This is a genomic window from Glutamicibacter sp. JC586 (genome assembly GCF_009805585.1).
Taxonomy (GTDB): domain Bacteria; phylum Actinomycetota; class Actinomycetes; order Actinomycetales; family Micrococcaceae; genus Glutamicibacter.
On record NZ_VHIN01000010.1, the window covers coordinates 363,403 to 389,032 of the forward strand.

A 25,630-nucleotide genomic window follows, 5' to 3' on the forward strand; every position below is an offset into this window, starting at 1 on the left:
CAGATTTGCGATTCTCAGCTCCGGCTCAGGAGTACGTATAGATGAAAAGCTCGGGCCTGCGCCTAGCAGTTGTAATTGCTGCAATATATGCCATTTTTGCCGGATTTATGTCGACGGCAATCATGGACGAATCAATGCTCGACGGATCTACGCAGATTCTAGTGAGCGGATCTGCAACATCTGAGGGTGGGGATGACTTACCAACTGTCGCGCAAAATATCGCCGACTCTTCCGAGACAGTCATAGTTAAGCAAGTAAGAGACCTGCACGATACGAATATTCGGAATCTTTTTGTAGTCGTAGGAAACGAGAATTCGAGGCAAGCTCGTTGGCTTACCGACGGATTCCCTGATTTTAGCCGTAATCGGACATCCAATGTTCACTCAGTTAGTCATCTAAACGGTGTAGATCCAAGAGGTAAATACTACATTTTTGGGAACGCCAAGGCGGACCACAAAGTAACCGAAGAGTTTGAAAAACTCGGATATACCATTGAGTATCCGTCAGGCTCGACAGCTGAATTCGTGGTCATGGCCCAAGGGCCAACCGGCCCGCCCACCTTGGTGACGCTGCTCTTGATTACTCTCATCTCCGGGTTATCCGCAATCTCTCAAATAAAGCGCTATGCCATCCAACGGCTTCACGGCCATGATAAAAAATCGATCATGTGGCAGGCCATAAAGAGCTTGTTTCCCGGCACCGCCATCGCGATACTTACGTTGTGCTGTGGCAGCATCATGTCGCTGTATTTCTACAACGGGCTCAATCAGTTCGGCAGGTTCGCACAAACAACTTCGATCATTTTCGCCATTGCCGCCACTTTTGCTATAGCAGTTCATCTTGTTGTGCTGCTCATTCTTTGGAACTCCTCCATTCTCGAAGGACTGAAGGGACGGCTCAGTTTCCGCGTAACGGTACCGGCTGCATACCTCATCAGAATCCCAGGAATTTTGCTAGCCGTCTCGCTCATTGCATCCAGCTTCGCAGCAGCAACTGCCGTTCAAGACGCGGCTACTACTCGTGCCGAGTTTGACAACGCTGGGAACACAGCAAAAATCGTGTTTGAGGGTCTGATGCCTCCCGAGGAAATGGAATCATTGTCATACGAGTCCGGGGCTTGGCTTAAAGAGGAGGACAAGGCCGGAAGGACGTTGCTGGTAGCGCCTTTTCCTTTAGTCGGCGATCAACTCCGCGGTTCAAAGAATATACTGTTGGTGAACAACTCGTACCTCAAAGCGAATCCGATCCTGAATGATGTTGGCGAGAAACTTGACGAGGTATCTCCATCTCAAGTCCGCGCCTTCATTCCTGAAAACTCCCCGGTGTCTCAACAGGAAATAGAGAATTTCCTCAGTGGGATCTCATCCAGCCCTGAGACCACCCATCACCTCGGTTTCGGCCGATTGAGCGAAGGTCAGAATCACTTCCTCTATGAGCCTAATGTTTCAAGCAATAGGTATCCACAGTGGATGCAAGACCCGGTAGTTGTCGTAGTTGGCGCCGATTCAGGACTCATCCGGGACGATGACTATCTGGCCCTTGCCACTAGCGGACGCGTGCTGATGACAGACTCCGAAACAGCAGTTGAGAACACCCCAAATCAGTTCATGGGAAAGTGGATTTCCGCTTACGTTCCGGTGGCACAGACAGCCGCTGACCAATATGGTGACCGCGTATCCGAATTCAAAGTCATCGCGGCCAGCTCCCTCATCGCCATGTTCGTCTTGTTAGCAACAGCCGTAGGTTTGGCTCAAATGCACGTCCAAGGCAACGCTCAATCCATTCTTGTTCGTTACCTCCATGGCTGGACTTTCTATTCGACTCATCGGTGGTTAGTCCGTGCCGAATTGTTGATCTTTACCGTCGTTACCGCATGGTCGTTGGTGAGGTTCTTGATTCTCTTGATTCAGCCGAAGGGCGGCGATGTACCGGCAACCGAGAATGACATGGCTTTGGCAATCGCTACGTGGCATCCATTGGCAGTTGCCGTTGTAGCGGTGATTAACCTCGTTCTACTTATTGGACTGGTCCAGCTCCGAACGCAAAGAATGATCCGTACCCACAGTGAGGAAACAGCATGACCAATATTATCGTTGAGAATGCAGCAAAATCATTCAATAACCACCAGCTGTTCTCTGGTCTGTCGTTCCACGTGGAGTCCGGCCAGTTGACTGCCCTGACTGGTCCCTCTGGCTCAGGAAAGTCTACGTTGCTCAATTGCATTGGACTTTTAGAACGTCTCGATAAGGGGCAGATTTACGTCGAAAACAAAAAAATTGCGCGTATGAATTCCGAATCGCAGCGCAAGTTTCGTCGAGATACTCTTGGGTACATGTTTCAGAACTATGCACTAGTCGAGAACGCGACCATTTCTGAAAATCTTGAAATCGCTGTGTCAGCCAAAGGTAGACGGGCGGTCGCCAAAGCCGATTTCGAAGGTGCGCTGCGCAGAGTTGGTTTGGCAGGTCGCCGGAAAGAGCATGTTTACACGCTTTCTGGTGGTGAACAACAACGAGTTGCTCTGGCCAGACTCATCGTCAAAAAGCCATCTATCATCCTTGCCGATGAACCGACCGGGGCCTTGGACGCCACGAATTCTCAGATGGTGCTCGGCGAGCTGGAGCGCATTGCCCAAGAAGGTGCAGCGGTAATTATTGCTACCCACTCAAAACAGGTCGTGGACGCATGTAGTCAGGTCATTTCACTGACATAAGGATTGCGTGCAATTTTAATGACTAAGGGCTAGATCCCACGTGGATCTAGCCCTTAGTTCTATCGGAACGTGTTACTGCATCTTCAGGTGCTTTGCCGCTTCAACTTCGCCGTCAACGGCCAGGCGGTCCGCCTCATCAATGGCTCCCAAGTCGGCGCCCTTGGTCTCACGCATGAAGTAGACGGCCACCAAGGTCACCAGCGCCGCAAAGACGATGTAACCGGCGACAGGAACCCAAGATCCGTAGACCTTCAGCAGCCAGGTGGCGATGATTGGTGCCATGGAACCGGCCACGATCGAGGTCACCTGGTAGCCCAGGGAGACACCCGAGTAACGCATGCGGGTAGGGAACATTTCAGCCATGATGGCTGGCTGTCCGGCATACATCAGGGCGTGCACCGCCAAGCCAAGCACAATAGTTGCCAAAATGATCGCGTCGTTAGCGGTGTTGAACATCGGGAAGGCTACGACGCCCCACACGGCCATGAGGATGACGCCGGTGCCGTAAACCGGGCGACGTCCACGAGTATCGGTGAATCGGCCCACCACTGGAACCAAGATGGCGTGAATGACATGGGCGATGAGCATCAGCCCCAGGATCGTGGAGGTATCCATCTTCAGCTGAGTGGCCATGTAAGTAATAGAGAAGGTCACGACCATGTAGTACATGATGTTCTCCCCAAAGCGCAGGCCCATGGCGGTGAAGACACCGCGCGGGTAACGCTTGAAGACCTCGGCTACACCGTATCCGGCGGCCGCATTCTGCTCCAGTTCGGCCTTGGCTTCTTTGAAGATCGGAGCATCTGCGACTCGGGTGCGAATGTAGTAACCAACAATCACGATGACCACGGAGAGCCAGAAGCCAACGCGCCAGCCCCACGCGAGGAAGGCTTCGTCACTCAGAGTTGAGGACAGCACCAGCAGGACGATCGTGGCCAGCAGGTTACCGACCGGCACTGCGGCCTGCGGCCAGGAAGCCCAGAAGCCGCGTTCCTTATTCGGCGCATGCTCGGCCACCAACAACACCGCACCGCCCCATTCACCGCCGACCGCGAAGCCCTGCAAGAAGCGCAACACGATCAACAGGATCGGAGCCGCATATCCAATGGCATCAAAGGTCGGCAGGCAACCCATCAGGAAGGTGGTGGTACCCACCAACACGATGGCGACCTGCAGCAAGTGCTTGCGTCCGTACTTGTCGCCGAAGTGGCCAAAGACGATGCCACCGATGGGTCGGGCGATAAAGCCCACCGCGTAGGTCAGGAACGCCTTGATGATGTTGTCCAGGTCGTTGCCATTATCTGGGAAGAAGATCTTGTTGAACACCAGGGTTGCCGCGGTGGCGTAGAGGAAAAATTCGTACCACTCAACCACGGTGCCAGCCATGGAGGCCGCAACGACCCTGCGCAATCCCTTGCGTTCAGATTTTGATGACGTTTCACTGACCACAGTGCGTTCCTTCCGCCCTTGCTAGTTACCCCATTGGAACTAACCTCAACAGCGAGTATGACCCGGATCACATCGCCAAAGATAGCCCAAAGGGTGCATAGTGGGACACAGATTGTGCACATTCGGCGTGCTTTTTTGCACAGGCCATCAAGTTCTTAGGAGGTCCCGTGGCGATAAACGTGAGTTTGCGTGGTGTGCAGATGGATGAACAAACCAGATGCGCTCACTATCATCAGCTCCGCGACGTCATCGCGCTCAAACACTACTGCTGCGACACCTATTACCCGTGCCACCTCTGCCACGCCGAATTGGCTGAACATCCGGCCCAACTTTGGCCGGCATATAAGTTTGATCAACCCGCAGTTCTCTGCGGAGTTTGCCGCTGCGAACTAAGCGTTGATGAATACCGTGCTTCATCTTCATGCCCGCACTGCCAAGCGCTATTCAACCCCGGCTGCAAACTCCACGAAAATCTGTATTTTGATTTGTCGTCCTAGAAGTCTTCGGCAGCTTCAGGCTGTCGAGGAATAACCAATACGGGGCGCAGCTGTTTGTGCGCCAAGGTGACGGCAATGGAGCCGTCAATGATTTCAGTCATTCTGTTGCGCAAGCCAGCTCTTCGAGTACCGACAACAATCATTTGAGCATCAAGTTGCTCGGCTACTGCGCTGAGCACCTTTGCTGGGTCGCCGGCAATTGTGTAGGTTTCGAATTGGACACCAGTGATCACCGAGGAAATCTCCCACGCTAGTTCCTCTGAGACTTTGCCCGCCGAGGTTAGCAGGTCTCCGGCGGCCAACTTTTGCGTCACGATCCGTCCAGAGTCTGCATAAACGCACACCAAACGTGCATGCAATTCTCGCGCCAGCTTTCCAGCGGCCGCCAACACGGCTGCATTCATTCCAGGTTCCACACCCAAAACCATCGTGCCCATCAGCTGTTCCTGCTTTCTAACGAACCAGTATTCTCCAAAAAATCCTAAACTAAAGTTGCGTCAAATCAATCTGGGCATCGGCCAAACGTTCCGCGTCGATGTTGCGCCCCACCAGCGTCCGCAACGTATCGTTGACGTCCCAAATATTCACGTTGGCCGCAGCAGTCACCGTCTGGCCGTGCTGCCAGAAAATGATGAATTCTCCAGATTCAGTATCTCCACGGATCACCGTTTTGTCATCCGGTGAACTGTGGCCAACATATTCCATACCCAGATCAAACTGGTCTGTAAAGAAGTACGGCAACCAGTCAGAGGACTCATCAGCGCCGGTGAGCGTAGCGGCGGCCAGCTTCCCTTGGCGTATTGCGTTATCCCAGTGTTCTACGCGCAGGTGGCGATCGAGATGTGTGTTAAAAGCTTGGGCGACATCTCCCACTGCGAGAATCTGTCGATTGCTACTTCGTAGGCTCTGGTCAACAACTACGCCACCGTCCACGTCCAACCCCGCAGTTTCAGCCAGTTCCAGATTCGGAACCGCACCCATCGCTAGGATTACAACGTCAGCACGGGAGGATCCAGCATCCGAATACACTTGCAGATGCCCGTCCGCTTGTTCGATGCCCTGTACCCGTGCTGTACGCACATCGACACCGTGACGTTGATGTAGCTCCAAGAGATAGTTTCCGAAGCGCTCGCCAAAAACCTTGCTCAGCGGAACGTCGGTAGGCGAATAGACGGTGACCCGCGCTCCGCTCTGACGCGTCGAGGCAGCGACCTCCATACCAATCCAGCCAGAGCCGACCACGGCTACTTGCGTTCCTTCAGTGATGTCCTCACGCAGAGACTTTGCGTCATTCAGCGTCCGCAACACATGCACACCAGGCAAGTCATAGCCGGCAATCGGAGCCTCTTTCCCGAGGCTGGCCCGCGATCCGGTGGCTAGAACCAGATGGTCATAGCTCACCGAATCGCCATCCGCTAGCAGTACTCGTTGCTGTTCCGCTTCAATACTGATCCCGGCCACACCCAGACGCAGAGTAACCCCATGTTCGGAGTACCAAATGGAGTCATGAACGATGAAGTCCGCTGGCTCTTCCTTGCCTTGCAAGAAGCCTTTAGATAACGGCGGACGTTCATAGGGCAGGTCGGTTTCATCACTGATCAAGGTCAGCTTTCCGGAATAACCGCGCTCACGTAATTCGCTCACGACGCTTGCTGCGGCTAAACCCCCGCCAAGGACAACGATCGATTCCATGCTGCACCCGATTCCTCGACAACCATGTACCTCGATACTCACACCCGGACGCTGTGCTTGGCAAGGACTTAATCGACTCACTCAGAGATTGATCATGTGTCCAGTAAGACCGTGGAAACTTTCCTGTAAAGCTTCTCCCAACGTCGGGTGAACGTGCACGTTACGGGCAAGTTCGGTCGCGGTCAGATCCCACTTTTGAGCGAGCGTGAGTTCTGGCAACAGCTCAGCCACATCGGCACCGATCAGGTGTGCGCCAAGCAGCTCGCCATACTGAGTATCGGCAATGATTTTCACGAATCCTCCGGGTTCACCCAGGCCGTGTGCCTTTGCGTTGGCGGTAAATGGGAACTTAGCAATTTTCAGCTCGTGGCCCTCATCTCGCGCTTGCTGTTCAGTCAATCCGAAGGAGGCAACCTGCGGCTGCGAGAAGGTCGCGCGCGGCATCATCCGGTAGTCGCCCAGCGTCTGGGTTTCTGCACCGGCGATGGTTTCCGCTGCCACGACGCCCTGGGCCTCGGCCACGTGGGCCAGCTGCAGTTTTGCGGTCACATCTCCAATCGCGTACAGGTGTGGCACGTTAGTGCGCATGTAGTCGTCGATACCGATGGCACCGCGATCGGTCAATGTGATGCCCGTATTTTCCAGCCCATAGCCATCGGTGCGTGGAGCAAAGCCCACGGACATTAGCACCTTGTCCACAACGATGCTTTTGGGTTCAGCACCCTTCGGTGTATAGGTCACGGTCACTAAGGATCCATCATCTTCGACGGTATTCACCGAGGCCGAGGTGAGCAGGGTGATACCCAACTTCTTATACTGCTTGGCGATCTCTTTGGAAACTTCTGGATCTTCATTGGGTAGAGCCCGGTCAAGGTATTCAATAATCGTGACCTCGACTCCATAGTTGGCGAGGACATAGGCGAATTCCATCCCGATGGCTCCGGCACCGACGATCACCATGGAGTTTGGCAGTTCGCGGGAAAGGATCTGAGACTCGAAGGTCACCACGTTCTTACTTAATTCCACCCCTGGCAGCAGTTTCACAGTGGAGCCCGTTGCAATGATGGCGTTGTCAAAAGTGACGGTTTGGCTTCCGTCCTCGGAGAGCTGAACCTGAAGGGTGCGAGCGTCGCTGAAGCTACCCAGTCCGTTGATCTCGGTGATGCCGTTTTTCTTCATGAGGAAGTGCACACCCTTAACTCTTCCCTCGGCTACGGTGCGACTGCGGTCAAAAGCGACCGAGAAATCAAAGTCCACCTCTCCGCGGATGCCGAACTGTTCAGCTTGATGAGTGAAGGTGTGAGCAAGTTCAGCGTTGCGCAGCAGGGCCTTGGAAGGAACACAGCCCACATTAAGGCACACCCCACCCCAGTACTGCTTTTCAATGACGGCCACCGATTTGCCCAGTTGCGCGGCACGGATAGCGGCGACATAACCACCGGGGCCCGCGCCGAGAACTACAACGTCAAAGTGATTAGTACTGGTGTTCATGGAAGTTCTCCTTTAGATACAGAATTGTTTCTCTTGGCAAGATTGCTGCGATCTGCTGTTCAACGTTGGCGCGGATGACAGGCAATGAGTCATCTAGGTACATGGTGGCCGTTGCAGTGACATGGACTATCGAGGTGATCACACGAGCGAGTATCGCTCCGTCAAGGCCAGCGTACTCCGAGAGCACCTTTCGCATTCCTTGTTCCCAACGCTGGGCATGGGCCAGTCCCTCGGCTCGATGAGGTTCTGCGGGGTCGCCAAAAACTAGCTCATGCATGTAGGTGCGACCATTTTCTGGATGCTCTCGAATACAGGTCAGCACCGGGTCTATCAGAGCCATGAGGTCTCGAACGGGGTGAGGATCCGGCCCCTTAGTCAAGGTGTCGGCAGCCAGCCCTTCTTCGATTGCGGTGGCGAATTTTTGGTTCTGCACCATAATCAAAAGCTCCGCTTTGGTTCCCGCGTAGAGGTATAGGGTTCCGATAGCGATATCTGCTTTGTCAGCAACCTGTTGCGTTGTGACACTGTTGATTCCCTCTTTGGCGAGCAGGTAGCTGGCTGCGGACAAAATTCGCTTAAGTTTTTCTTCTTTGGCCCGTTCCCGGCGACCACGGGGAGCATAGACTGACTTCATATTTCCTCCCTTGACAAAAATATCTGAGCTTGCTCATAATTGAGTATACTCGGAAGTATGGAGATGAAAACCTTTCATCCTCACAGCGAACAAGGCAGGAAGCACACAGCGCAAATGACAAAGCAACCTAACGAAGATCACGGTGCCACAGCATCGCTTGTTGCTGCGGAAAATCGCACGGTGGATGCCGCCGGGGCACAATTCATCTACCGCGAACTTGGTAATGGTCAGGACGAGACCTTGCCACTGGTCGGGCTGACCCATTTGGGCGCGAACCTCGATAGCTGGGATCCAGAACTCATCGACCCCATCGCCGCCACGCGACGAGTCATCCTGATCGGCTACCGCGGCGTGGGTGCTTCTACCGGAACACCGCAAGATAATTTCGAAGCCATGGCTCAAGATGCGATAGCGGCCATCCGAGCATTAGGCCTAGCTCAAATTGATCTATTTGGACTCTCCATGGGTGGGATGGTGGCACTGGAAGTCTTACGCCAAGCACCCGAGTTAGTGAACCGCGTGGTCTTCGCCGGGACCGGACCACAGAGCGGTCCTAGACTGACGCAAATGACCAAGACTTTCATCAGCGGTGTCCTACGTGGGGCAGTCACCTTGACCAACCCCACCTCCGTCTTGTTTTTCACAAAAACTGATAACGCCAAGCACGCCGCCAAAGAGTATCAGGCTCGGCTCAAGCTCCGAACCAGCAGTCGCGACAAGCCGGTAGCGCCGAACGTATTAGTGGCCCAGTTACGCGCAGTCAAACGTTGGGGCCAAGCGACGCCCGTGACCCTGGGGTTCACTGGCCCCGTACTAGATTTGCACGGCGATTCTGACGCAATGGTCTTCCCAGAAAACACCGAAGCGCTCAGACGCGTACTCCCCCAAACGCAGGTGCAGATCTACCCGGACGCCGGGCATGGTGTTGTCTCCCAACACCGTGCATCAATTTCACAAACCATCACTAAATTCTTGAGTCGCTGACCGAGCGACGTTTCGACAAATGTCCAAGCATCAGCCAAGAGGAGCACATAACATGCGAGCATTCGCTATCGATAAATACAAAGGTACGCTCAGCGAGACCAACAGTCCCGAGCCAACCCTCGGCGAGCGCGACGTACTGGTGAAGGTACTGGCAGCTGGCGTGAACCAACTGGACGAAAAGATTCGTGAAGGCGAATTCAAAACTATCCTTCCCTACAAGACTCCTCTGGTCCTTGGCCATGACGTTGCCGGTACTGTCATCAGTGTCGGCTCCCAGGTCCGCGGATTCAAAGTCGGGGACACGGTCTACGCTCGCCCCCGCGATTTCCGCATTGGGACCTTTGCCGAACGCATCGCCATCGACGAGGCCGACGTTGCTCTGGCCCCAACCACCATCACTATCGCAGAGGCCGCTTCGTTACCGTTGGTTGCGCTCACTGCATGGCAGGCCCTGGTAGTCCGCGCAAATATTCAGCCGGGACAGAAGGTACTGATCCACGCTGGTGCCGGCGGCGTTGGCTCAATCACGATCCAGCTCGCCAAGCACCTCGGTGCATATGTGGCCACTACTGCGTCTGCCAAGAATGCCGACTTTGTCCGCGAACTGGGAGCCGATGAAGTTATTGACTACCGCAACCAGGACTTCGAAAAGGAACTCTCCGGATACGATCTAGTGCTCGATTCACTTGGCGGCGAAAACCTGGAGAAATCCCTGCGCATCCTGCGTCCGGGCGGCAAGGCCATCGGCATCTCAGGACCACCAGATCCTGCCTTCGCAGCCAAGGCCGGCCTGAACGTAGTGTTCCGTTTAGCCGTCACCGCATTGAGCGCCAAAATCCGCAAGCAGGCCAAGAAACTTGGGGTCAGCTACGAATTCTTGTTCATGGATGCCAGCGGCGAACAGCTGCGCGAAATCGCCAAGCTCATCGACAATGATGTGCTCAATCCGGTAGTTGGCAAGACCTTTGAATTTGATCAGGCACCTCAAGCTTTGGAAGCTCTAGCCAAAGGTGGCGCCCGCGGCAAAGTTGTTATCCTCGGCGCCTAGTTCTCATACCATTTAGCATTCCCCAAGCTCAGAAGGAGCAGAAATCATGTCCACAAATGAACCAGTCATCAGTTCCTACGCGCAAGCACCGGCAAAAACCATCAACGCCGGTGGCGTTAACTTCGCCTACCGCGAGTTGGGCCCTAAGGGCGGCATCCCGGTTGTCTTTTTTGTCCACTTGGCAGCAACCTTGGATAACTGGGACCCACGCATTGTTGATGCCATCGCAAAAAAACGCCACGTTATCACCTTTGATCAGCGCGGCGTAGGCGCATCTTCTGGCACAGTTCCCGACACCTTGGAGGCAGCTGCTGACGACGCGTACAACTTCATTACCGCGCTGGGCTACGACAAGATCGATATCTTCTCGTTCTCTATGGGTGGCTTCATCGCTCAGGATCTAGTGCTCAAGCACCCTGATCTGGTGCGAAAGTTGGTGCTCACCGGCACCGGTCCACGTGGCGGCCGGAACATCGACAAGGTGGTTGCAGTGACCTACTGGGACATCTTCCGCGCCACCATCACCCGCTCAGATCCTAAAGAGTTCTTGTTCTTCGAACGCAACAAGGAAGGCAAAAAAGCTGGCAAGGCTTTTGTGGAGCGTTTGAAGGAGCGCACCGTCGACCGCGACAAGGACATCGCTTTCAAAGCGCTGCAAACTCAGCTTAAGGCCATCGTGAAGTTTGGCCGTTCGGCACCTTCGGATCTGTCAAAGATCACCATCCCAACTTTGATCGCCAATGGCGATCATGACCGGATGGTTCCATCGATCCTTTCGGTGGACCTACACCAGCGCATCGCCGGATCCGAACTGATCATTTACCCGAACTCCGGTCACGGTGGCATCTTCCAGTACTGGGAGAAGTTCGCGCCGGTCGCCGCCGAATTCCTGTCCGAGTAGTCCCGTTTTCTTCGCAAGAATCAATTGGAAGGCCTGAACATGAGTGAGAAAGCAAAACCAGAGGTCGCTAAGCACTTCACTTCATCGATCTTGCTCTGGATGCGCAAGGACCAGCCACGCCAAACCGGCATGGACTATTGGAAAGGTCCGCATTCTGGGATTATCACCAATACTCCGGGCTTGAGCGAATATCGGCAGATTCATCTGGCAGAAGCTAATCCTGGACGGTGGCCAGCCCACCCGTCCTTGGAGACGCTCATTCCCGAGGATCGGAAGATTGACGGCATCGCCGAAGTAACCTTCGAAAATGCTCTGTCCCCTTTGACCGGGCGCGAGCAAACCGCGTTGGCCTTTGCAGACGAGGTTAATGTCTTCCGCCGCACCTTGCTCTACGCCGGACCTCCGAGTTCCTCCCGGTGGTACGACGTGGCTCCTGGGTCCCATCCGGGATCTCGCGCAGTGTTGTACCTACGCCGGGGCAAGGACACCGGCACGGTGGCCTTCCATAAGTTCGTGAAGAAAACTTTGGTACCAGCTCTAGTAGAAACCGGGGTGCTTACTGAATTGCGCACCCAGGTATTTCTGCCTTGGAGTCAGAAGCTGTGGGATACCCCAAACGTTGCGCACGATAATCCCGAGGACCAGCATCTACATGCTTCGGTGATTCTAGGCTTTGTTGACGACGAGGCGCGTGAGAAGTTTTTCGCCGGAGGTCGGGCTGCCAATCTCTCTGAGCTAATCGCGCCTTTTACCTCGGCCGTTCACGCCTACGATGTGGAAACGACACTGCGCTACGTCAAGGGTGGCGAGATTCTCGCAGCACCCGAATCCTAGTCGCTCGGCAAATTGTTAGGGCCTGCGCCATTCGGTCAGCCCAACCCACTGACCGAATGGCGCAGGCCTTAGTGCACTGCTTAGTTGCGCCAGCTTAGCCTGGCAGTACCGAAGAGATTTGGGTACGAAGTCGCGCCATGATTTCCGCGTTACTGGACTGGGCATTGACCGTCGCAGACAATTCCAAGAACATGATCGCTGAGATCACCGAAGCAAAACTCTTTGCCTGATCCTGCGCCATTTGGGAGCGCTCGACTAGAAGATCCGCCGTCACCGCCTGAGTCTGCTCAACAATAGCTAAGGCTTCAGCGTGGTGAGGTTCTTCCGGATCTCCAAAAACCATCTCACGCAGGTAGGTACGGCCATTTTCTACTTGGACGCGGTTACATTCCACTATTGGTTCAATAAAGGCCAGAATTCCATCCAGCGCAGTGGAGGTCTTATTCGCTGCCGCCAATCCGCGTTCCAGGGACTGCGCATAGTGCAGATTTTGCACCAGCAGTAGCAGTTCGCCTTTGTTCTTGGCGTACAGGAATAGTGTGCCGGTGCCGATATCGGCAGCGTCGGCAATTTGTTGTGTGGTCACTTCGTCTACGCCGTACTTAGCGAAGAGTTTACTGGCGGCCGCGGTGATGCGTTCAAGCTTCTCCTGCTTGTTTCGCTCACGCCGCCCTAGGGGCTGGGACGCCACTGACATCTTTTGATCCTCCGGGAATAAACTATGACTACGCTCAGTTTTGATCATAGTCACCGTTTGCTGGGGTTGGAAATTTACACCTTCCATTCTTCCACGATGGCGTGAGGCAACAAGGCCTCAACCCTAGGACAGTGCCCACAATTAGTAGATAAGGAAACCGCTCGTTATGACTTCCCCGTCCCTTTGGCAGCCGTTCACTCTCGGCCGGATCGAACTCCCCCACCGCCTTGCTTTGGCGCCGATGACCCGCAACCGCTCAAATGCAGACGGCACCCCGGGCGAGCATGTCTCACAGTACTACGCACAGCGCGCATCCCTCGGCTTGGTTATCACCGAGGGAACCCAGCCGTCGGCTGACGGCCAGGGCTACTTCAACACCCCAGGCATCTACACCGAAGAGCACATCGCAGGTTGGCGCAAGGTCGCCGATGAGGTTCATGCTGAAGGTGGACACCTGTTCATTCAGCTAATGCACGCTGGCCGCTCGGCTCACCCGGACAACACCCCACATCATCGTCAGCCGGTAGCGCCGTCAGCGATCTCCGCTGAGCAAGAGATCTTCACCCTTGAGGGTAAAAAGCAGACTCCCGTGCCACGCGAACTGAGCCGCGAAGATATGCAAGAAGTCATTGGCGAATTCCGTCACGCAGCTGCTTCGGCCATCGCTGCGGGAGCTGACGGTGTAGAAATCCACGCAGCTAACGGATACCTGTTGCACCAGTTCCTGGCCCCAAATGCCAACGAACGCACCGACGAATACGGTGGCTCGGTAGAAAATCGTTCACGCTTTGTCGTTGAGGTCGCTCAGGCGGTTGCCGAAGAAATTGGAGCGGATCGCACCGGCATCCGCATCTCGCCTGCTTTCCCACTCGGAGGCCTGTTCGAGGGCGAGCCAGCAGATGTCCATGCCCAGTACCGACACTTGGTCGGAGAATTGGCCAAACTGAATCTGGTCTACCTGCACGTTCATCACCTGGGCGATGACCCACTACTGCGCTCTCTGCGCCAGGCGTGGCCAACGGCCGTACTGGTGGTGCGCTACGGTCGCGAACGCGAAACTATCGGTGCGGACGTCGAGGCAGGATTGGCAGATATCGAACCGCTGGGACGCATTGCCCTAGCTAACCCTGATGTTGTTGAACGCCTGCGTACCGACGCACCGGTTAATGATTTGGACCCAGCCACCCTCTATGTCGGTGGAGCAAAGGGCTACATCGACTACCCAACCCTGACTCACGCCTAAAACCAACAGAAACAAATTCACGAAAGAAAGTAGGAAGCATTCTCATGACTTCACTTAAAGATGCAGTAGTTCTAGTCACCGGCGCAAACGGCGGAATCGGTGGACACTTTGTCCGCGAAGCTCTGGCCCGTGGCGCAGCCAAGGTCTATGCCTCAGCCCGAAACCCACAAGTATGGGATGACGAGCGTGTTGTACCGCTGACCTTGGATGTCACCGACTCGGCGTCCATCAAGGCCGCCGTCGAAGCTGCACCAGATGTCACCGTGTTGATCAACAACGCCGGCGCCTCGACAAGCAACTCCGAAATCCTGGGCCACAGCGACGAAGAAATCCGTGCCAACGTGGAGACCAACTTCCTGGGCCCACTGTTCCTGGCTCGCGCCTACGCTCCACTGCTCTCAGCCAAGGGTGGGAACACCGCAATCATCGATATCCACTCGGCTCTGGCTTGGTATGCGGTCGCCGGTATTTACTCGGCTACCAAGGCAGCCCTGTGGTCCGCAACAAACTCGCTTCGCCTGGAACTGCAGCCTGCAGGCGTTCAGGTAGTTGGTGTGCACGTAGGTTGGGTTGATACCGCTATGGCCGCTGCAAGCACCGATCCAAAGCTGGATCCAGCAGTGCTTGTGACCAAGGTACTTGACGCTACCGAGGCCGGAGAATTTGAAGTTCTCGCTGACGAAACCTCCGTGCAGGTGAAGTCCGGACTGTCGGCACCATTGGAAGCTCTCTACCCACAATTGGCGCAGGGCAAGTAATAGGGCAAGTAAAAACAGCCAAGTAAAAGCTCGCTGGGTATTCGGTGGCGAGCGTGGTGACATGTCGGGCCCTGCTTGTACAGTACGAAGCACTCGCAGGTGCAACGTCCACGAACCAGCAAGGAGCCCGACATGTTCAGCAAAAGCTCTCCACGCTCAGCAGCCACCGAAGTACCCGACCGCTTTGTGATCATCTTTGATTCGGCGGATCCGGCAACCCCTGGTATCGCTGCCGAAGCTCGCGAGCGGCAAGTGCCTCAACTGCTAGCCGAACAGGGCTACTCCTTCAGTGAGTACTTCCCGATGTTGGGCATCGCGGTGGTCACCAGCAAAGCTGACCAGCTTGATGATTTCCGCCAACGCTGCGCAGGCCACCAATTGCCAGCCGAGGTAGTGCCTGAACTGATCTACCGCATCCTTCCAGATGCTGGTGCCAAGGACAGTTTCACCGACAACGAGCAGTTCACTTGGGGGCTGCAAGCGGTGGGCGCAGATCTGAGCACTTATACCGGCAAGGGCATCAACCTCGCGGTTCTGGATACCGGATTTGATGCCAACCACCCGGATTTTGCCGGACGCAACGTCACCACCAAATCCCTGGTGGACGGCGAAGATGCTGCCGACAGCCACGGTCATGGAACCCACTGCATCGGCACCTCCTGTGGACCACGCACTCCTGAGCAAGGCCCGGGTTATGGCGTGGCCAGCGAAGCGAATATCTTTGCCGGCAAGGTGCTCGGTGCCGACGGCTCAGGTTCTGACTCCAACATCCTCGCTGGCATCAACTGGGCGTTGGAAAACAAGTGCCAAGTCATTTCAATGTCTCTGGGCGCCGACGTAAAAACCGTGCACCCTCCCTACGTCACCGCCGGCCGACGTTCCTTAGAACTAGGCTCGTTGATCGTGGCCGCCGCCGGCAACAATGCCCAGCGTTCAGCGGGAAACCCCGGTTTTGTGGGCGCACCGGCTAATAGCCCGTACATCATGGCGGTCGCTGCGGTGGACTCCAAACTGGCGGTTGCTGACTTCTCGGCTCAAGCGATCAGCACCGAGGGCGGCGAGGTGGACATTGCCGGTCCTGGTGTAAATGTTTATTCCTCTTGGCCAGGCTCCCAGCGTTACAACACCATCAGTGGTACCTCCATGGCGACCCCGCATGTGGCCGGGCTTGCCGCACTGCTGGCAGAATCCACCGGGTTACGTGCCCAAGAACTGTGGGACAAGTTAGTCCAAGAAGCTCGCAGCCTGTCCTTGCCGACCACCGAGGTGGGTGCCGGCCTGGCCCAAGCCCCCACCAGCGCAGAAAGCTAGGCTCATGTCCGACTCTGAATTACCGGTATATGTCATCACGCTGGCCGAGGGCATTGAAGCCACCGGCGCGGTGAGTGAACTTGAATCTCACGGTTTACAAGTTAAACGAGTGCTCGCTGCCCTGGGCCAAGTTATTGGTCGGGGCAGCGAGCAGGTTGCTACACAGTTACGTGGATTAGATTCCGTGCAATCGGTGGATGCCCAACGCACCTACCGCGCACTAGACGAGTAGCCTGACCAGGCTAATCCGACTAGATTGATTCGGTACGAAATTCGATCATCGCATCAATGAGCCAACGCACGGTGTGCTCGGTGAAGGAAGCTCGCGGCATGATCCGCCAGCTTTCTTCACCGGTACGCCAGAGCAATACTGGAATGTTAGCCAGTGATGTAGTGATCGCGTGATTCACGGCAAATGCTCGTGGATGCAGATCTGCCGGACAGCTCTTGCGCAGCACCAGCGGGGCTTTAGCACCGGTAAGTTCCAGCACGCTGCGGTTGGCCGAAAGGTCCACTACCTGTCCTGGATTTTCCCCTAGAGTTTGATCGAGTTTAGCCGCCAGTTGCGCATCCTCCGGGGCTGCCACCAAGAACTCGTCCGGACCCAGCCAGAGCACTGCCACGGTATCCACTTCACCGCGCACCTCTCCGACCTTGTGAGGCAAGCCCACACCGGTAGCTGTTGCCACGGCGTCAAAGCCAGCACTGCCCGGTGCACAACGCACCGAGACCTTGGTGCTGAAGGCAACTTCACTCAACGACAATGCGCCGGGCACCGAAGCGTCAGCCATTTCTTGGTACAGGTGCGCTGCAGGAGAAACACGTGTTTCATTTTTGATCAAAGTGTCATTAGCCATCTCGACGGCTTCCTTCCGGGTCAAAGAGGACGGTTTCACCGATGGTGACCTCAACAAGCTGGCCATTTACCGGGGTTCGCAGGGTTTCACCGATGCGGTTGCGCCCATTTTTGATCAGCGCCAAACCAAAGGTTCGGCCCAATGCAGCCGAGTTATAGGAGCTGGTGACCCAGCCGTCCATTGGGGTGATCCCCTCGGCGGCCAGTTCCTCCACCGATACCAGTGCTGCACCTTCTGGCAAGAGTAGGTTCTTATCTACCGGCAGCACCGAGACCAGGTGCTTGCGGTCCTCGCGCTGGTTATCTGCTCGTGAGTAGGAGCGATTACCGACAAAGTCTTTGAGCTTGGAAACGACCCAATCCATACCGGCATCTTGCGGGGTGACCGTACCGTCGGTGTCCTGACCGACAATGATGAAGCCCTTTTCTGCACGCAGTACGTGCATGGTTTCGGTGCCATAGGGGGTGATACCAAATTCTTGGCCGGCCTCGTACACGTCCTGCCAAACCTTGAGTCCATGCCAAGCCGGGATGGCAATTTCAAAGGCTAATTCTCCAGAGAAGGAGATGCGCGATAGTCGTGCTTCAATCCCGGAATCCAGCACTATGTCTTGGAATGCCATGAACTTAAAGGCTTCGGTGGAGACATCAACGCTGGAGGCGAGCTTGGCGATTACTTCGCGGGACTTTGGCCCCACTACTGCTACGGTGGCTAGCTGTTCGGTCACCGAGGTGCACACCACGTCCAGCTCTGGCCATTCAGTCTGCAACCATTCTTCCAACCAGTCCAGTACCGCCGCCGCGTTACCGGTGGTGGTGTGCATCAAGAAGCGATCTTCAGCCAAACGCAGGGTTACACCATCATCAAAGATCATGCCGTCGGGCTTGCACATCACGCCGTAGCGCCCCATGCCAACCTTGAGCTTGGTGTAGCCGTTGGTGTAGATGCGGTTCAGGAATTCTGCTGCATCCTTTCCGCGGATCTCGATCTTGCCCAGCGTGGTGGCATCAAGCATGCCTACCGATTCACGCACGGCTTTGCACTCACGGTAGACCGCGGTGTCCATATCTTCGCCGGCCTGTGGGTAGTACCAAGGCCGCTTCCACTGTCCGACGTCTTCGAACTCTGCGCCGTGCTCAAGGTGCCAGGAGTGCATCGCGGTCAGCCGCGCTGGATCCAGCTGATCCCCGCGGTTACGACCTGCCAGGGCGGCGAAAGCCACTGGGGTGTATGGAGCGCGGAAAGTGGTGGTACCCACGGTGGCTGGGTTTTCGATGCCCAATACCGCTGCAATCACACCAATCGCTGCCACGCCAGAAGTCTTACCTTGGTCGTTGGCGGTGGAGATCGAGGTGTACCGCTTGATGTGTTCTACCGATTGCATGCCTGCTCCGGTAGCACGCAGCACGTCGGAGACACTCTGGTCACGCTGCAAATCAACAAAGTGGAACTTGTAGTTCGCTGCGTCATCACCCAAACGTGATGGCACCAACCAGACCGGGCGAGTTTCCCCGGCTGGGACCGGTAGCGCTTCAGGCACGCGTGCGATGGTCTCAAAGCCGGCAGCGCTCGCTGCGGCTGCACCGGTGGTAGCGCCCGTGGACAAGGCGCTAGCGGTATCAAGCAGTCCGGTCACGGCACCAGCCAAATGCTGCTTGGCTACCGCGTTGGCGGGGACAAAAGCATGAATGTTGGTGTTCCAGTCCAGCTTGCCTTGACGCTGTGAGTGCAGGTGCACTACCGGGTTGAAGCCGCCGGCCACTGCCAGTACATCTGCATCAATGCGGGTGACCTCGCCCAGCTCACGCTGCTCATCCAAGGTGGCAACAAAGATGGCCGAAAGCTCCCCATCTTCATTGGCTTCGGTATCAACCACAGCAGAACCCGAGATGACTTGCACCCCGTCGGCTACCGCTTGGGCGGCCGCGGCGGAAATGTTCTGCCGTGCATCAACTACTGCGACGACCGAGCCGGAGGCAGCTAATTCGCTGACCAATTGGTAGGCAGAGTCGTTGGTGGTGAAGACCGCGATCTTCTCCCCTGCACGAACCCCGTAACGGTTCAAGTAACTGCGCACCGCACCGGCAAGCATGATGCCCGGGCGGTCATTGTTTTCAAATACCACCGGACGCTCGTGGGCGCCGGTAGCCAACACAACCTGTCCGGCACGGATGTGCCAGATGCGCTCACGGGAAACACCCGGGGCGGCAGGCTCATCAAGGTGCACGGTGCGTCGCTGGGCAGCCACAAAGTAATTGGCATCGTAGGAACCAAACACGGTGGTGCGCTGTAAGTGGGTAGTTTCTTCAGCTGCAGCCAATTCGCCCACTACCTGGCCGATCCAGTCGGTGGAATCTAGACCGTCGATGCTTTCCCCGGCGGTATCTAGCAGTGTGCCACCTGCTTCGGGCCGTTCATCCAACAGCATCACACGGGCACCGGAGCGCGAGGCTTCACGGGCAGCGGCCAGACCGGCAGGCCCTGCACCAACCACCAGAACGTCGGTGTGGACGTGTACGTGGTCGTAGTAGGCAGGGTCGGTGTCTGGATCCAGTACGCCCAAGCCTGAAAGCAGGCTCGCCGAGACTCCTTCGGTCACCGATACGGTGGTGGCCGGCAGCATGGATTCGTTGACGTCAGCGGCGTGGCGGGCGGCGACGGTGATCAGTGCGTTGGGCTCTTCTACCCCGGCAGCAAGGATGCCGCGTGGGCGCTTGAGGTACAGCGACGGGCCGACCTGGCGAATCTGGTTGGCCAGCATGGCGCTGGCAATGGTGTCTCCGCGGAAGGCAGTCAGCGGCTGACCGTCGATGCTCAGGTTCAGCGGTTCTTCGCGGTTGATCCGGGCACGGGAGCTGAGTTCTTCGCTCAGACGTTGTGGCTTGCTCATCGGGTGCCTCCTTGAATCTTTTCGATCTCTGGCTGTGCTTCACCAGCACCATAAACGGCCAAAAATTCGTAGCTGACGGTATCGCGTAGCGCGTTGAACCACTTGCGGCAGCCGCCGGAGTGGACCCAACGTTCGGCGAAGATGCCCTTCTTATTGCCGCGGTAGAACAGGTAGCGCGACCATTCTTTATCGGTCAGTTCCGCAGGATTTTCCGGATAGGCCACGTGGGCTTCCCCGCCGTAGCCGAATTCGTTTTCGTTTCGTGGCCCGCAGTGCGGGCAATCTATTAGCATCATGTGGCTGCTCCTAGTGTGCGACGGCTGCGGCGCCGTGTTCGTCGATCAAGTGGCCGGTTTCAAAACGTTCAAGGCTAAACGGTGCGTTCAGCGAGTGTGCTTCATCATGGGCAATGGTGTGGGCAAATGTGAACCCTGCACCCGGGGTTCCCTTAAACCCTCCGGTACCCCAACCGCAGTTCACGTACATGTTCTGGATTGGCGTCTTGGAAATAATCGGCGAGGCATCCAAGGTGGTATCCACGATGCCGCCCCAGGTACGCAAGACGTGGGCACGAGCGAAGATTGGGAACAGTTCCACTGCGGCAGCCATCTGTTCTTCGATCACGTGGAAGGCGCCGCGTTGACCGTAGCCGTTGTAGCTGTCGATACCTGCACCCATCACGAGCTCGCCCTTGTGTGCTTGGGAGACGTAGACGTGGATGTGGTTGGACATGACCACCGTTGGGTGCACGGGCTCGAACAGCTCGGAGACCAGTGCCTGCAGTGGGTGGGACTGGATTGGCAACTCAAAGCCAGCCATTTCCGCCAGCACCGAGGAGTGGCCTGCGCCAGCCAGTGCAACCTTGCCAGCGTTGATGGTTCCGCGGGTGGTCTTCACACCGGTGACCTTTTCGCCGTCCTTGATGAAGCCGGTAACTTCGCAGTTCTGGATGATGTCAACGCCCAGTTCGTTGGCTTTACGGGCGAAGGCCCAAGCCACGTGGTCGTGCTTGGCGATACCAGCGCGTGGCTGCCAGGTAGCACCCATGACCGGGTAGCGAATGTTGTCGCTGGTATTGATAATCGGGCAGGCTTCCTTGACCTGGGATGGGTCAAGCCATTCGGCGTCAACACCGTTGAGCTTATTAGCCTCGACGCGTCGTACGGATTCACGCACATCACCTAGGGTGTGGGCTAGGTTCAGCACACCACGCTGGGAGAAGAGGAAGTCGTATTCCAAGTCTTCTGGTAGCTGCTCCCAAAGCTTGAGTGACTTTTCGTAAATGCCAGCTGATTCATCCCAAAGGTAGTTGGAGCGAATAATGGTGGTATTGCGAGCCATGTTCCCGCCGGCTAGCCAGCCCTTTTCAAGGACGGCCACATTGGTGATGCCGTGGTTCTTTGCTAGGAAGTATGCGGTCGCCAAACCGTGGCCGCCGCCTCCGACGATCACTACGTCGTAGGACTTCTTGGGGTCCGGATTCGCCCACAGGAACTCCGGGTGCTCGGGTAGCAGATCAGCCACAGTGAATCTCCAATCTTCAGCGGAAACGTTTAGGATGTATGAATTGCCGACAACTGATATATCAATCTGCGATTCACTGTATGATGGAACCTGTGGCCCGGTCAATGGGTTGACGAAAAATACTTAGATGCTACGCACCGCAAGGAGGATCAGATGAATGAATCCCTCTCAGAGAGCGCCTATCAAATACTGCGCGATCGCCTGATCATGATGGATATTGCTCCGGGTGAACCGATCAACGAAGCCGCGTTGGTCCAAGAATTAAACATCGGTCGCACCCCCTTACGTGAAGCGCTAAAACGGCTAGAGGTTGATCATCTGGTTCATTCCTATCCGCGCCGGGGCACCTTCGCCTCACGGGTGGACATCACCGAATTGGCCGCCATCACCGAGGTTCGTCTTGCCTTAGAACCGTTGGCCGCTGACCGGGCTGCTGCCCTGCATGGTGGCACCGCGCGCACAGGCATCGAATCAACTCTTGCCGCGGTCACCCAACTTTCCAAAAACGGTGACCGCCGAACATTGATGGAGAATGACCTTGAAGTTCATCGGTTGATTTACCGAGCCGCCAACAATCACCACTTAGAGGAAACCCTCATCCGTCTAGACAATCTGGCAACCCGCATCTGGTGCATGACTTTGGAACGCTTACCTAGCGTCACCGAACATATCGCCGAACACGTCTCACTCTTGGAGGCCATCCTCGACGGTGATAGATACAAAGCACGGGAATTGGCACGGGAACACATCATCCACTTTGAAAAATCTGTGCGCGCAGTTCTCTGAAAATCAACAAGACTTCGCTGGTAATTTGCGACGGGGATATTCAGCGTCCTTGGGACAACTGAATCCGGCAGGCCAAATGCATATGCAAAATAGTTCCACTTTCCCGCGGGTCACCGCCCAGCAACGTAAAGATTTTCTTGAGCCTCTTGTGAAGCGTCTGCCGCTCCAAATACAGCTGCGCCGCCGTGGCCGTCACGTTGCATCCGGTGGATAACCACGCATGTAATGTCGGCACCAGCTCACCATGGCGCAGCCGGTCCCACTCCAGAAGATCACCAAGAACCTCATCCACAAAACCGTTGGCTGCCGGGGTATCGCCCACCTGGGCAAAGAGTCGTTCTAGCGCATACTCAGAAGCATCGCGAACCCTGCCTTCAGTTGCGCGCACCGAGGCAAAGCGATCAAGCATTAATGCATCTTTGAGAGATCGAGGCGCTTGGGTTACCGCAGTGACCATCGGTCCCACTGCACATTCGATAGCGAAGTCTTTTAAGGTCTGACGAAGCCTTGAAATACAACGGTCACGTGAACGTCTGGGATTTTCTGGATCCAATTCGATCAGGAAATACAGTCTGTTATTCTGCAGAGAAATGCACCCTGTTCTCACTTCACTCTGGAGCGCCTTCTCCAGTTGAGCCCTTAGCCGGCTCAAGTCATGACTTTGCACTACCGCCATACAGACGGGTCGTTCAGCTTCGATGCCCGCTTCTAGAGCTCGTTCTGCAAGATAATGCCTGCCAGCATTCTCGATAATGGCGTGCATCAAGGCATGATTAGCCAGTTGCGCACGACTAGGTCGATGGTGTTGTGCAAAGGCCAGACTGACTATGCCACCCAGTCGCTGAACAATCATCGACACATATTCTGCTTCCTCAGCCTGTCGGCACTCAATGACTAGGTGAGCGGCTACATCTCCGCCAATAACAATGTCGGTGGTGGCGTTCCACGACGAACCAGGTTCTTCCGCGGAAACCACTAAATCAGATGGCTCGCCCGCAGAGGCAACTAGCGCCTGGCCGTCTAAAGACTGCAAACTCACCGGTAGCCCAAGATCATCACCGATCATCTGAAGAAGTGGTGTCAGATTTGGTCCCGATGTCGCAATGCGCTGAGCCAGTCGCTGTGACAACATATCCGCCTGCTGCAAAATCGCTGCCTGTTTCGAAACGATCGCGCGATTAATACGCTCGGTGAGATCCACAAATGGCACAGTGTGGTGCAGACGAATCAATGGCAGTTGTACCTGCTCAGCAATTTCAATCAATCGATCCGTGATCGGCGCGTGTCGCGTATAGGGTTCCAAAACCAATGCCGAAATGCCACGTTCAGACAGCGCCTGAATGTGAGCCATCTGCGCTTCTTCTCGCAGCCTCAAGAGTTCCTGTCCGGTGCTCAGCAGCAGTTCACCACCACGAAGCAAGGGTGCAATATCTAATATCTCGGTGGCATGCACCCAGCGAACTTTCGTTACAGCAATTTTATTCTGTGCTGCCAACACTTCTGGCTGCGCGGCCCGAAACATCGGATCTTCCAGGACTTCCAGCAAAGGGATAAACAAGTTTTGCCCCGATCTTCTGAATGGCCGAACCATCAGGTGTCATTGTGACACCTTCAAGCATACATAAGGCGACAGTATGCATATATCCCAGGTCACAAAATGAATCTACAGTTTTCAACAACCCCACAACTACTGTTCAGGAAATGAGGCGACATGTCGGCACGGACACCAAGTCGTTCGGAGCAGCAAACTCATCAGGTTGAGGATTCACTTCAGCCGATCCCAGAGTCGGCACGCACGATAAAACTTATTGGACAATTCTGGATTTGGGCAGGGGCGAATGTCGCTCCCATTAACTGGATTCTCGGCGCGCTGGGCATTCACCTGGGACTAGGTTTCGCAGACACCATCATCGTGTTGGTCTTAGGCAATGTCATCGGCATGTTGGGCTTCGGGTTCTTTGTCCTGCTAGGTCAAAAGACTGGCGCCACCGGGATGCTACTGGCCCGCGGAGCATTTGGACGACGCGGAGCCTATCTTCCGGCGGCCATTCAGGCCGTCATTGCCATCGGCTGGTCGGCCATCAACACCTGGGTGATCCTCGATCTCGTATTAGCGCTCTTTGGACAGATCGGCTGGGTCGACCCGGGCAAGGAGAATCTACTGATCCGCATCATGGTGGCTGCTGTGATCATGAGCTTACAAGTGATTATTTGCTACCGTGGCTACCAAGCCATTTCCAAGTTCGAGCGGCTCACCATGCCACCGACTATTCTCGTCCTGATCGCCATGTCCATTTTGGCTTGGACCCAACTCGACATTGATTGGGGCTATGCAGGACCAGAAGGCGCGGTCCTCGAAGGCCTACCCCGCATCGCCGCCATGAGCTCGATCATGACCGCGATTGGTATTGGATGGGGCATCGGTTGGTACACCTACGCACCGGATTACTCACGCTTCGTTTCCAAGCGTATCCACCCTTGGAAACTGTACTCCGTCAGTGTGCTCGGGCAGTTCCTTCCCGTGGTCTGGCTGGGTGTGCTCGGCGCGAGCCTGGCCACAAAAAATGGCACCGCTGACCCCGGACAACTCATCGTTGAAAGCTTTGGATCCATGTCAATTCCGGTGATCCTCTTAGTCATCCACGGTCCGATCGCTACCAACATCATCAATATGTATACCTTCGGTGTCGCCGTGCAGGCCTTGGACATCCAAGTCTCACGCAAAAAGATCTCAATCCTCGTAGGCTTTTTGGCCATGGGTGCAGTCATCCTCTTCCTCTTCGCCCACGATTTTGCCGAACTACTGCATAATTTCATCGGCGCCATTGCCTGCTGGGTCGCCACCTGGGGCGGCATCATGGCCGTGCACTACTTCATATTCGAGCGCAGACACAAAGATTTCTCTTATCTCTTCGTGGATCCAAAGTCCTCACAGCTCAAGTCCATCAATAGCTCCGCCTTCCTCGCCTTCGGCGCAGGCATCCTCATGACCTGGGTGTTTATGCACGGTTCGGTACCGCTGTTACAAGGACCCGGCGCCAAGGCCCTGGGCGGCATCGACCTCTCATGGCTCGCCGGAACCCTCACCAGTGGCGGCTTGTACTTGCTCATGGGCTACTTCCGCTTCCGTCAGCGAATCAACGCTGGCGTGCCGCTGGGGCTGAAGGAGAACGTGAGCGAGACTCAATTCCTCGCGGACCATGGCAGCGCCGAAGAACTCTGCGAAAACCAACAAGTCATTGAGGTTGACAACGAACTAGCACCCATAGATACCGACCCAAACGAACAAAACCAAAAATTAACGGTCAAATGAGGCGCGTC

At 55.7% G+C, this 25,630-nt stretch carries 24 protein-coding genes; 13 read left to right on the forward strand and 11 right to left on the reverse strand.

Features of this window, described 5'->3' with window-relative positions; genetic code table 11:
* Nucleotides 1–41: 41 nt before the first annotated feature.
* Together FJV47_RS09615 and FJV47_RS09620 are read left to right on the forward strand one after the other, a co-directional pair.
* A complete protein-coding gene (locus tag FJV47_RS09615) occupies nucleotides 42–2,081 on the forward strand; it encodes a hypothetical protein (protein WP_159612369.1) in 2,040 nt (679 codons plus the stop codon).
* Nucleotides 2,078–2,713, forward strand: coding sequence for an ATP-binding cassette domain-containing protein (locus FJV47_RS09620; protein ID WP_159612371.1), 636 nt, complete (start codon nucleotides 2,078–2,080; stop codon nucleotides 2,711–2,713). Before FJV47_RS09615 ends, FJV47_RS09620 begins: the two co-directional genes overlap by 4 nt.
* 72 nt (nucleotides 2,714–2,785) lie before the next feature.
* Here the strand turns inward: FJV47_RS09620 and FJV47_RS09625 are convergent, their stop codons facing one another.
* A complete protein-coding gene (locus FJV47_RS09625; RefSeq protein WP_159612373.1) occupies nucleotides 2,786–4,162 on the reverse strand; it encodes an MFS transporter in 1,377 nt (458 codons plus the stop codon).
* Nucleotides 4,163–4,362: 200 nt separating this feature from the next.
* Here FJV47_RS09625 and FJV47_RS09630 point away from each other — a divergent pair, with 200 nt between their 5' ends.
* Nucleotides 4,363–4,659, forward strand: coding sequence for a CHY zinc finger protein (locus FJV47_RS09630; RefSeq protein WP_159613124.1), 297 nt, complete (start codon nucleotides 4,363–4,365; stop codon nucleotides 4,657–4,659).
* On the opposite strand, the gene FJV47_RS09635 is transcribed toward FJV47_RS09630, so the two are convergent.
* The 4 genes from FJV47_RS09635 to FJV47_RS09650 all read right to left on the reverse strand — a co-directional run bounded on the left by FJV47_RS09635 (nucleotide 4,656) and on the right by FJV47_RS09650 (nucleotide 8,476).
* A complete protein-coding gene (locus tag FJV47_RS09635) occupies nucleotides 4,656–5,096 on the reverse strand; it encodes a universal stress protein (protein WP_159612375.1) in 441 nt (146 codons plus the stop codon). The two genes, FJV47_RS09630 and FJV47_RS09635, sit on opposite strands and share 4 nt — an antisense overlap.
* Nucleotides 5,097–5,145: 49 nt before the next feature.
* Nucleotides 5,146–6,351 carry an NAD(P)/FAD-dependent oxidoreductase gene (locus FJV47_RS09640; RefSeq protein ID WP_159612377.1) on the reverse strand — a complete coding sequence of 402 codons (1,206 nt, stop codon included), beginning with the start codon at nucleotides 6,349–6,351 and terminating at the stop codon, nucleotides 5,146–5,148.
* Nucleotides 6,352–6,432: 81 nt separating this feature from the next.
* Complete coding sequence (lpdA, locus tag FJV47_RS09645; RefSeq protein WP_159612378.1) at nucleotides 6,433–7,842, reverse strand: dihydrolipoyl dehydrogenase; 1,410 nt, start codon at nucleotides 7,840–7,842, stop codon at nucleotides 6,433–6,435.
* A complete protein-coding gene (locus FJV47_RS09650; RefSeq protein ID WP_159612380.1) occupies nucleotides 7,826–8,476 on the reverse strand; it encodes a TetR/AcrR family transcriptional regulator in 651 nt (216 codons plus the stop codon). The genes lpdA and FJV47_RS09650 overlap by 17 nt, the downstream gene beginning before the upstream one ends.
* Nucleotides 8,477–8,590: 114 nt before the next feature.
* Between FJV47_RS09650 and FJV47_RS09655 the strand changes: the two genes are divergently transcribed.
* From FJV47_RS09655 to FJV47_RS09670, 4 genes are read left to right on the forward strand one after another with little or no spacing between them, the layout of a single operon-like run.
* Nucleotides 8,591–9,460 (forward strand): alpha/beta fold hydrolase, encoded by an 870-nt coding sequence (locus FJV47_RS09655; protein ID WP_159612382.1) that lies wholly within the window; start codon nucleotides 8,591–8,593, stop codon nucleotides 9,458–9,460.
* A gap of 52 nt (nucleotides 9,461–9,512) precedes the next feature.
* Nucleotides 9,513–10,508 (forward strand): NADP-dependent oxidoreductase, encoded by a 996-nt coding sequence (locus FJV47_RS09660; protein WP_159612384.1) that lies wholly within the window; start codon nucleotides 9,513–9,515, stop codon nucleotides 10,506–10,508.
* 46 nt (nucleotides 10,509–10,554) lie between these two features.
* On the forward strand, nucleotides 10,555–11,409 hold the full coding sequence (locus FJV47_RS09665) for an alpha/beta fold hydrolase (RefSeq protein WP_159612386.1): 855 nt from the start codon (nucleotides 10,555–10,557) through the stop codon (nucleotides 11,407–11,409).
* A gap of 39 nt (nucleotides 11,410–11,448) precedes the next feature.
* Entirely contained in the window at nucleotides 11,449–12,243 is a 795-nt protein-coding gene (locus FJV47_RS09670; protein ID WP_159612388.1) for a strictosidine synthase, read from the forward strand.
* A 94-nt stretch (nucleotides 12,244–12,337) separates the two neighbouring features.
* Here FJV47_RS09670 and FJV47_RS09675 read toward each other — a convergent pair whose 3' ends face one another.
* Nucleotides 12,338–12,940 carry a TetR/AcrR family transcriptional regulator gene (locus tag FJV47_RS09675; protein WP_159612390.1) on the reverse strand — a complete coding sequence of 201 codons (603 nt, stop codon included), beginning with the start codon at nucleotides 12,938–12,940 and terminating at the stop codon, nucleotides 12,338–12,340.
* Nucleotides 12,941–13,106: 166 nt separating this feature from the next.
* Here FJV47_RS09675 and FJV47_RS09680 point away from each other — a divergent pair, with 166 nt between their 5' ends.
* From FJV47_RS09680 to FJV47_RS09695, 4 genes are all read left to right on the forward strand, one after another.
* Nucleotides 13,107–14,183, forward strand: coding sequence for an alkene reductase (locus FJV47_RS09680; protein ID WP_159612392.1), 1,077 nt, complete (start codon nucleotides 13,107–13,109; stop codon nucleotides 14,181–14,183).
* 44 nt (nucleotides 14,184–14,227) lie between these two features.
* Complete coding sequence (locus FJV47_RS09685) at nucleotides 14,228–14,941, forward strand: SDR family oxidoreductase (RefSeq protein ID WP_159612394.1); 714 nt, start codon at nucleotides 14,228–14,230, stop codon at nucleotides 14,939–14,941.
* A 132-nt stretch (nucleotides 14,942–15,073) separates the two neighbouring features.
* A complete protein-coding gene (locus FJV47_RS09690) occupies nucleotides 15,074–16,252 on the forward strand; it encodes a S8 family serine peptidase (RefSeq protein WP_159612396.1) in 1,179 nt (392 codons plus the stop codon).
* 4 nt (nucleotides 16,253–16,256) lie between these two features.
* Nucleotides 16,257–16,484 carry a hypothetical protein gene (locus FJV47_RS09695; protein ID WP_159612398.1) on the forward strand — a complete coding sequence of 76 codons (228 nt, stop codon included), beginning with the start codon at nucleotides 16,257–16,259 and terminating at the stop codon, nucleotides 16,482–16,484.
* A 19-nt stretch (nucleotides 16,485–16,503) separates the two neighbouring features.
* Here FJV47_RS09695 and FJV47_RS09700 read toward each other — a convergent pair whose 3' ends face one another.
* From FJV47_RS09700 to FJV47_RS09715, 4 genes are read right to left on the reverse strand one after another with little or no spacing between them, the layout of a single operon-like run.
* Entirely contained in the window at nucleotides 16,504–17,109 is a 606-nt protein-coding gene (locus tag FJV47_RS09700) for a sarcosine oxidase subunit gamma (protein WP_159612400.1), read from the reverse strand.
* Nucleotides 17,102–19,999: a sarcosine oxidase subunit alpha family protein gene (locus tag FJV47_RS09705; RefSeq protein WP_159612402.1), complete on the reverse strand. Its 2,898-nt coding sequence runs from the start codon at nucleotides 19,997–19,999 to the stop codon at nucleotides 17,102–17,104. Before FJV47_RS09705 ends, FJV47_RS09700 begins: the two co-directional genes overlap by 8 nt.
* On the reverse strand, nucleotides 19,996–20,295 hold the full coding sequence (locus tag FJV47_RS09710) for a sarcosine oxidase subunit delta (RefSeq protein WP_159612404.1): 300 nt from the start codon (nucleotides 20,293–20,295) through the stop codon (nucleotides 19,996–19,998). Before FJV47_RS09710 ends, FJV47_RS09705 begins: the two co-directional genes overlap by 4 nt.
* A 10-nt stretch (nucleotides 20,296–20,305) precedes the next feature.
* On the reverse strand, nucleotides 20,306–21,523 hold the full coding sequence (locus tag FJV47_RS09715) for a sarcosine oxidase subunit beta family protein (RefSeq protein WP_159612406.1): 1,218 nt from the start codon (nucleotides 21,521–21,523) through the stop codon (nucleotides 20,306–20,308).
* A 153-nt stretch (nucleotides 21,524–21,676) separates the two neighbouring features.
* On the opposite strand from FJV47_RS09715, the gene FJV47_RS09720 reads away from it, so the two are divergent.
* The gene (locus FJV47_RS09720; RefSeq protein WP_159612408.1) at nucleotides 21,677–22,309 is read left to right on the forward strand and encodes a GntR family transcriptional regulator; all 633 of its coding nucleotides are present in this window, start codon (nucleotides 21,677–21,679) and stop codon (nucleotides 22,307–22,309) included.
* A gap of 40 nt (nucleotides 22,310–22,349) precedes the next feature.
* Here FJV47_RS09720 and FJV47_RS09725 read toward each other — a convergent pair whose 3' ends face one another.
* The gene (locus tag FJV47_RS09725; protein WP_159612410.1) at nucleotides 22,350–23,867 is read right to left on the reverse strand and encodes a PucR family transcriptional regulator ligand-binding domain-containing protein; all 1,518 of its coding nucleotides are present in this window, start codon (nucleotides 23,865–23,867) and stop codon (nucleotides 22,350–22,352) included.
* A gap of 153 nt (nucleotides 23,868–24,020) precedes the next feature.
* On the opposite strand from FJV47_RS09725, the gene FJV47_RS09730 reads away from it, so the two are divergent.
* Nucleotides 24,021–25,622 (forward strand): cytosine permease, encoded by a 1,602-nt coding sequence (locus FJV47_RS09730; protein ID WP_159612412.1) that lies wholly within the window; start codon nucleotides 24,021–24,023, stop codon nucleotides 25,620–25,622.
* Nucleotides 25,623–25,630: the final 8 nt, after the last annotated feature.

Excerpts from the sequence above, each read along its gene's own strand:
- FJV47_RS09700 (WP_159612400.1), bottom strand. The coding sequence starts at position 17,109 with ATGGCTAATGACACTTTGATCAAAAATGAAACACGTGTTTCTCCTGCA.
- FJV47_RS09630 (WP_159613124.1), top strand. The coding sequence starts at position 4,363 with ATGGATGAACAAACCAGATGCGCTCACTATCATCAGCTCCGCGACGTC.
- FJV47_RS09675 (WP_159612390.1), bottom strand. The coding sequence starts at position 12,940 with ATGTCAGTGGCGTCCCAGCCCCTAGGGCGGCGTGAGCGAAACAAGCAG.
- FJV47_RS09730 (WP_159612412.1), top strand. The coding sequence starts at position 24,021 with ATGTCGGCACGGACACCAAGTCGTTCGGAGCAGCAAACTCATCAGGTT.
- FJV47_RS09685 (WP_159612394.1), top strand. The coding sequence starts at position 14,228 with ATGACTTCACTTAAAGATGCAGTAGTTCTAGTCACCGGCGCAAACGGC.
- FJV47_RS09660 (WP_159612384.1), top strand. The coding sequence starts at position 9,513 with ATGCGAGCATTCGCTATCGATAAATACAAAGGTACGCTCAGCGAGACC.
- FJV47_RS09635 (WP_159612375.1), bottom strand. The coding sequence starts at position 5,096 with ATGGGCACGATGGTTTTGGGTGTGGAACCTGGAATGAATGCAGCCGTG.
- FJV47_RS09690 (WP_159612396.1), top strand. The coding sequence starts at position 15,074 with ATGTTCAGCAAAAGCTCTCCACGCTCAGCAGCCACCGAAGTACCCGAC.
- FJV47_RS09720 (WP_159612408.1), top strand. The coding sequence starts at position 21,677 with ATGAATGAATCCCTCTCAGAGAGCGCCTATCAAATACTGCGCGATCGC.
- FJV47_RS09650 (WP_159612380.1), bottom strand. The coding sequence starts at position 8,476 with ATGAAGTCAGTCTATGCTCCCCGTGGTCGCCGGGAACGGGCCAAAGAA.
- FJV47_RS09655 (WP_159612382.1), top strand. The coding sequence starts at position 8,591 with ATGACAAAGCAACCTAACGAAGATCACGGTGCCACAGCATCGCTTGTT.
- lpdA (WP_159612378.1), bottom strand. The coding sequence starts at position 7,842 with ATGAACACCAGTACTAATCACTTTGACGTTGTAGTTCTCGGCGCGGGC.
- FJV47_RS09710 (WP_159612404.1), bottom strand. The coding sequence starts at position 20,295 with ATGATGCTAATAGATTGCCCGCACTGCGGGCCACGAAACGAAAACGAA.
- FJV47_RS09665 (WP_159612386.1), top strand. The coding sequence starts at position 10,555 with ATGTCCACAAATGAACCAGTCATCAGTTCCTACGCGCAAGCACCGGCA.
- FJV47_RS09705 (WP_159612402.1), bottom strand. The coding sequence starts at position 19,999 with ATGAGCAAGCCACAACGTCTGAGCGAAGAACTCAGCTCCCGTGCCCGG.
- FJV47_RS09680 (WP_159612392.1), top strand. The coding sequence starts at position 13,107 with ATGACTTCCCCGTCCCTTTGGCAGCCGTTCACTCTCGGCCGGATCGAA.
- FJV47_RS09640 (WP_159612377.1), bottom strand. The coding sequence starts at position 6,351 with ATGGAATCGATCGTTGTCCTTGGCGGGGGTTTAGCCGCAGCAAGCGTC.
- FJV47_RS09670 (WP_159612388.1), top strand. The coding sequence starts at position 11,449 with ATGAGTGAGAAAGCAAAACCAGAGGTCGCTAAGCACTTCACTTCATCG.
- FJV47_RS09620 (WP_159612371.1), top strand. The coding sequence starts at position 2,078 with ATGACCAATATTATCGTTGAGAATGCAGCAAAATCATTCAATAACCAC.
- FJV47_RS09695 (WP_159612398.1), top strand. The coding sequence starts at position 16,257 with ATGTCCGACTCTGAATTACCGGTATATGTCATCACGCTGGCCGAGGGC.
- FJV47_RS09615 (WP_159612369.1), top strand. The coding sequence starts at position 42 with ATGAAAAGCTCGGGCCTGCGCCTAGCAGTTGTAATTGCTGCAATATAT.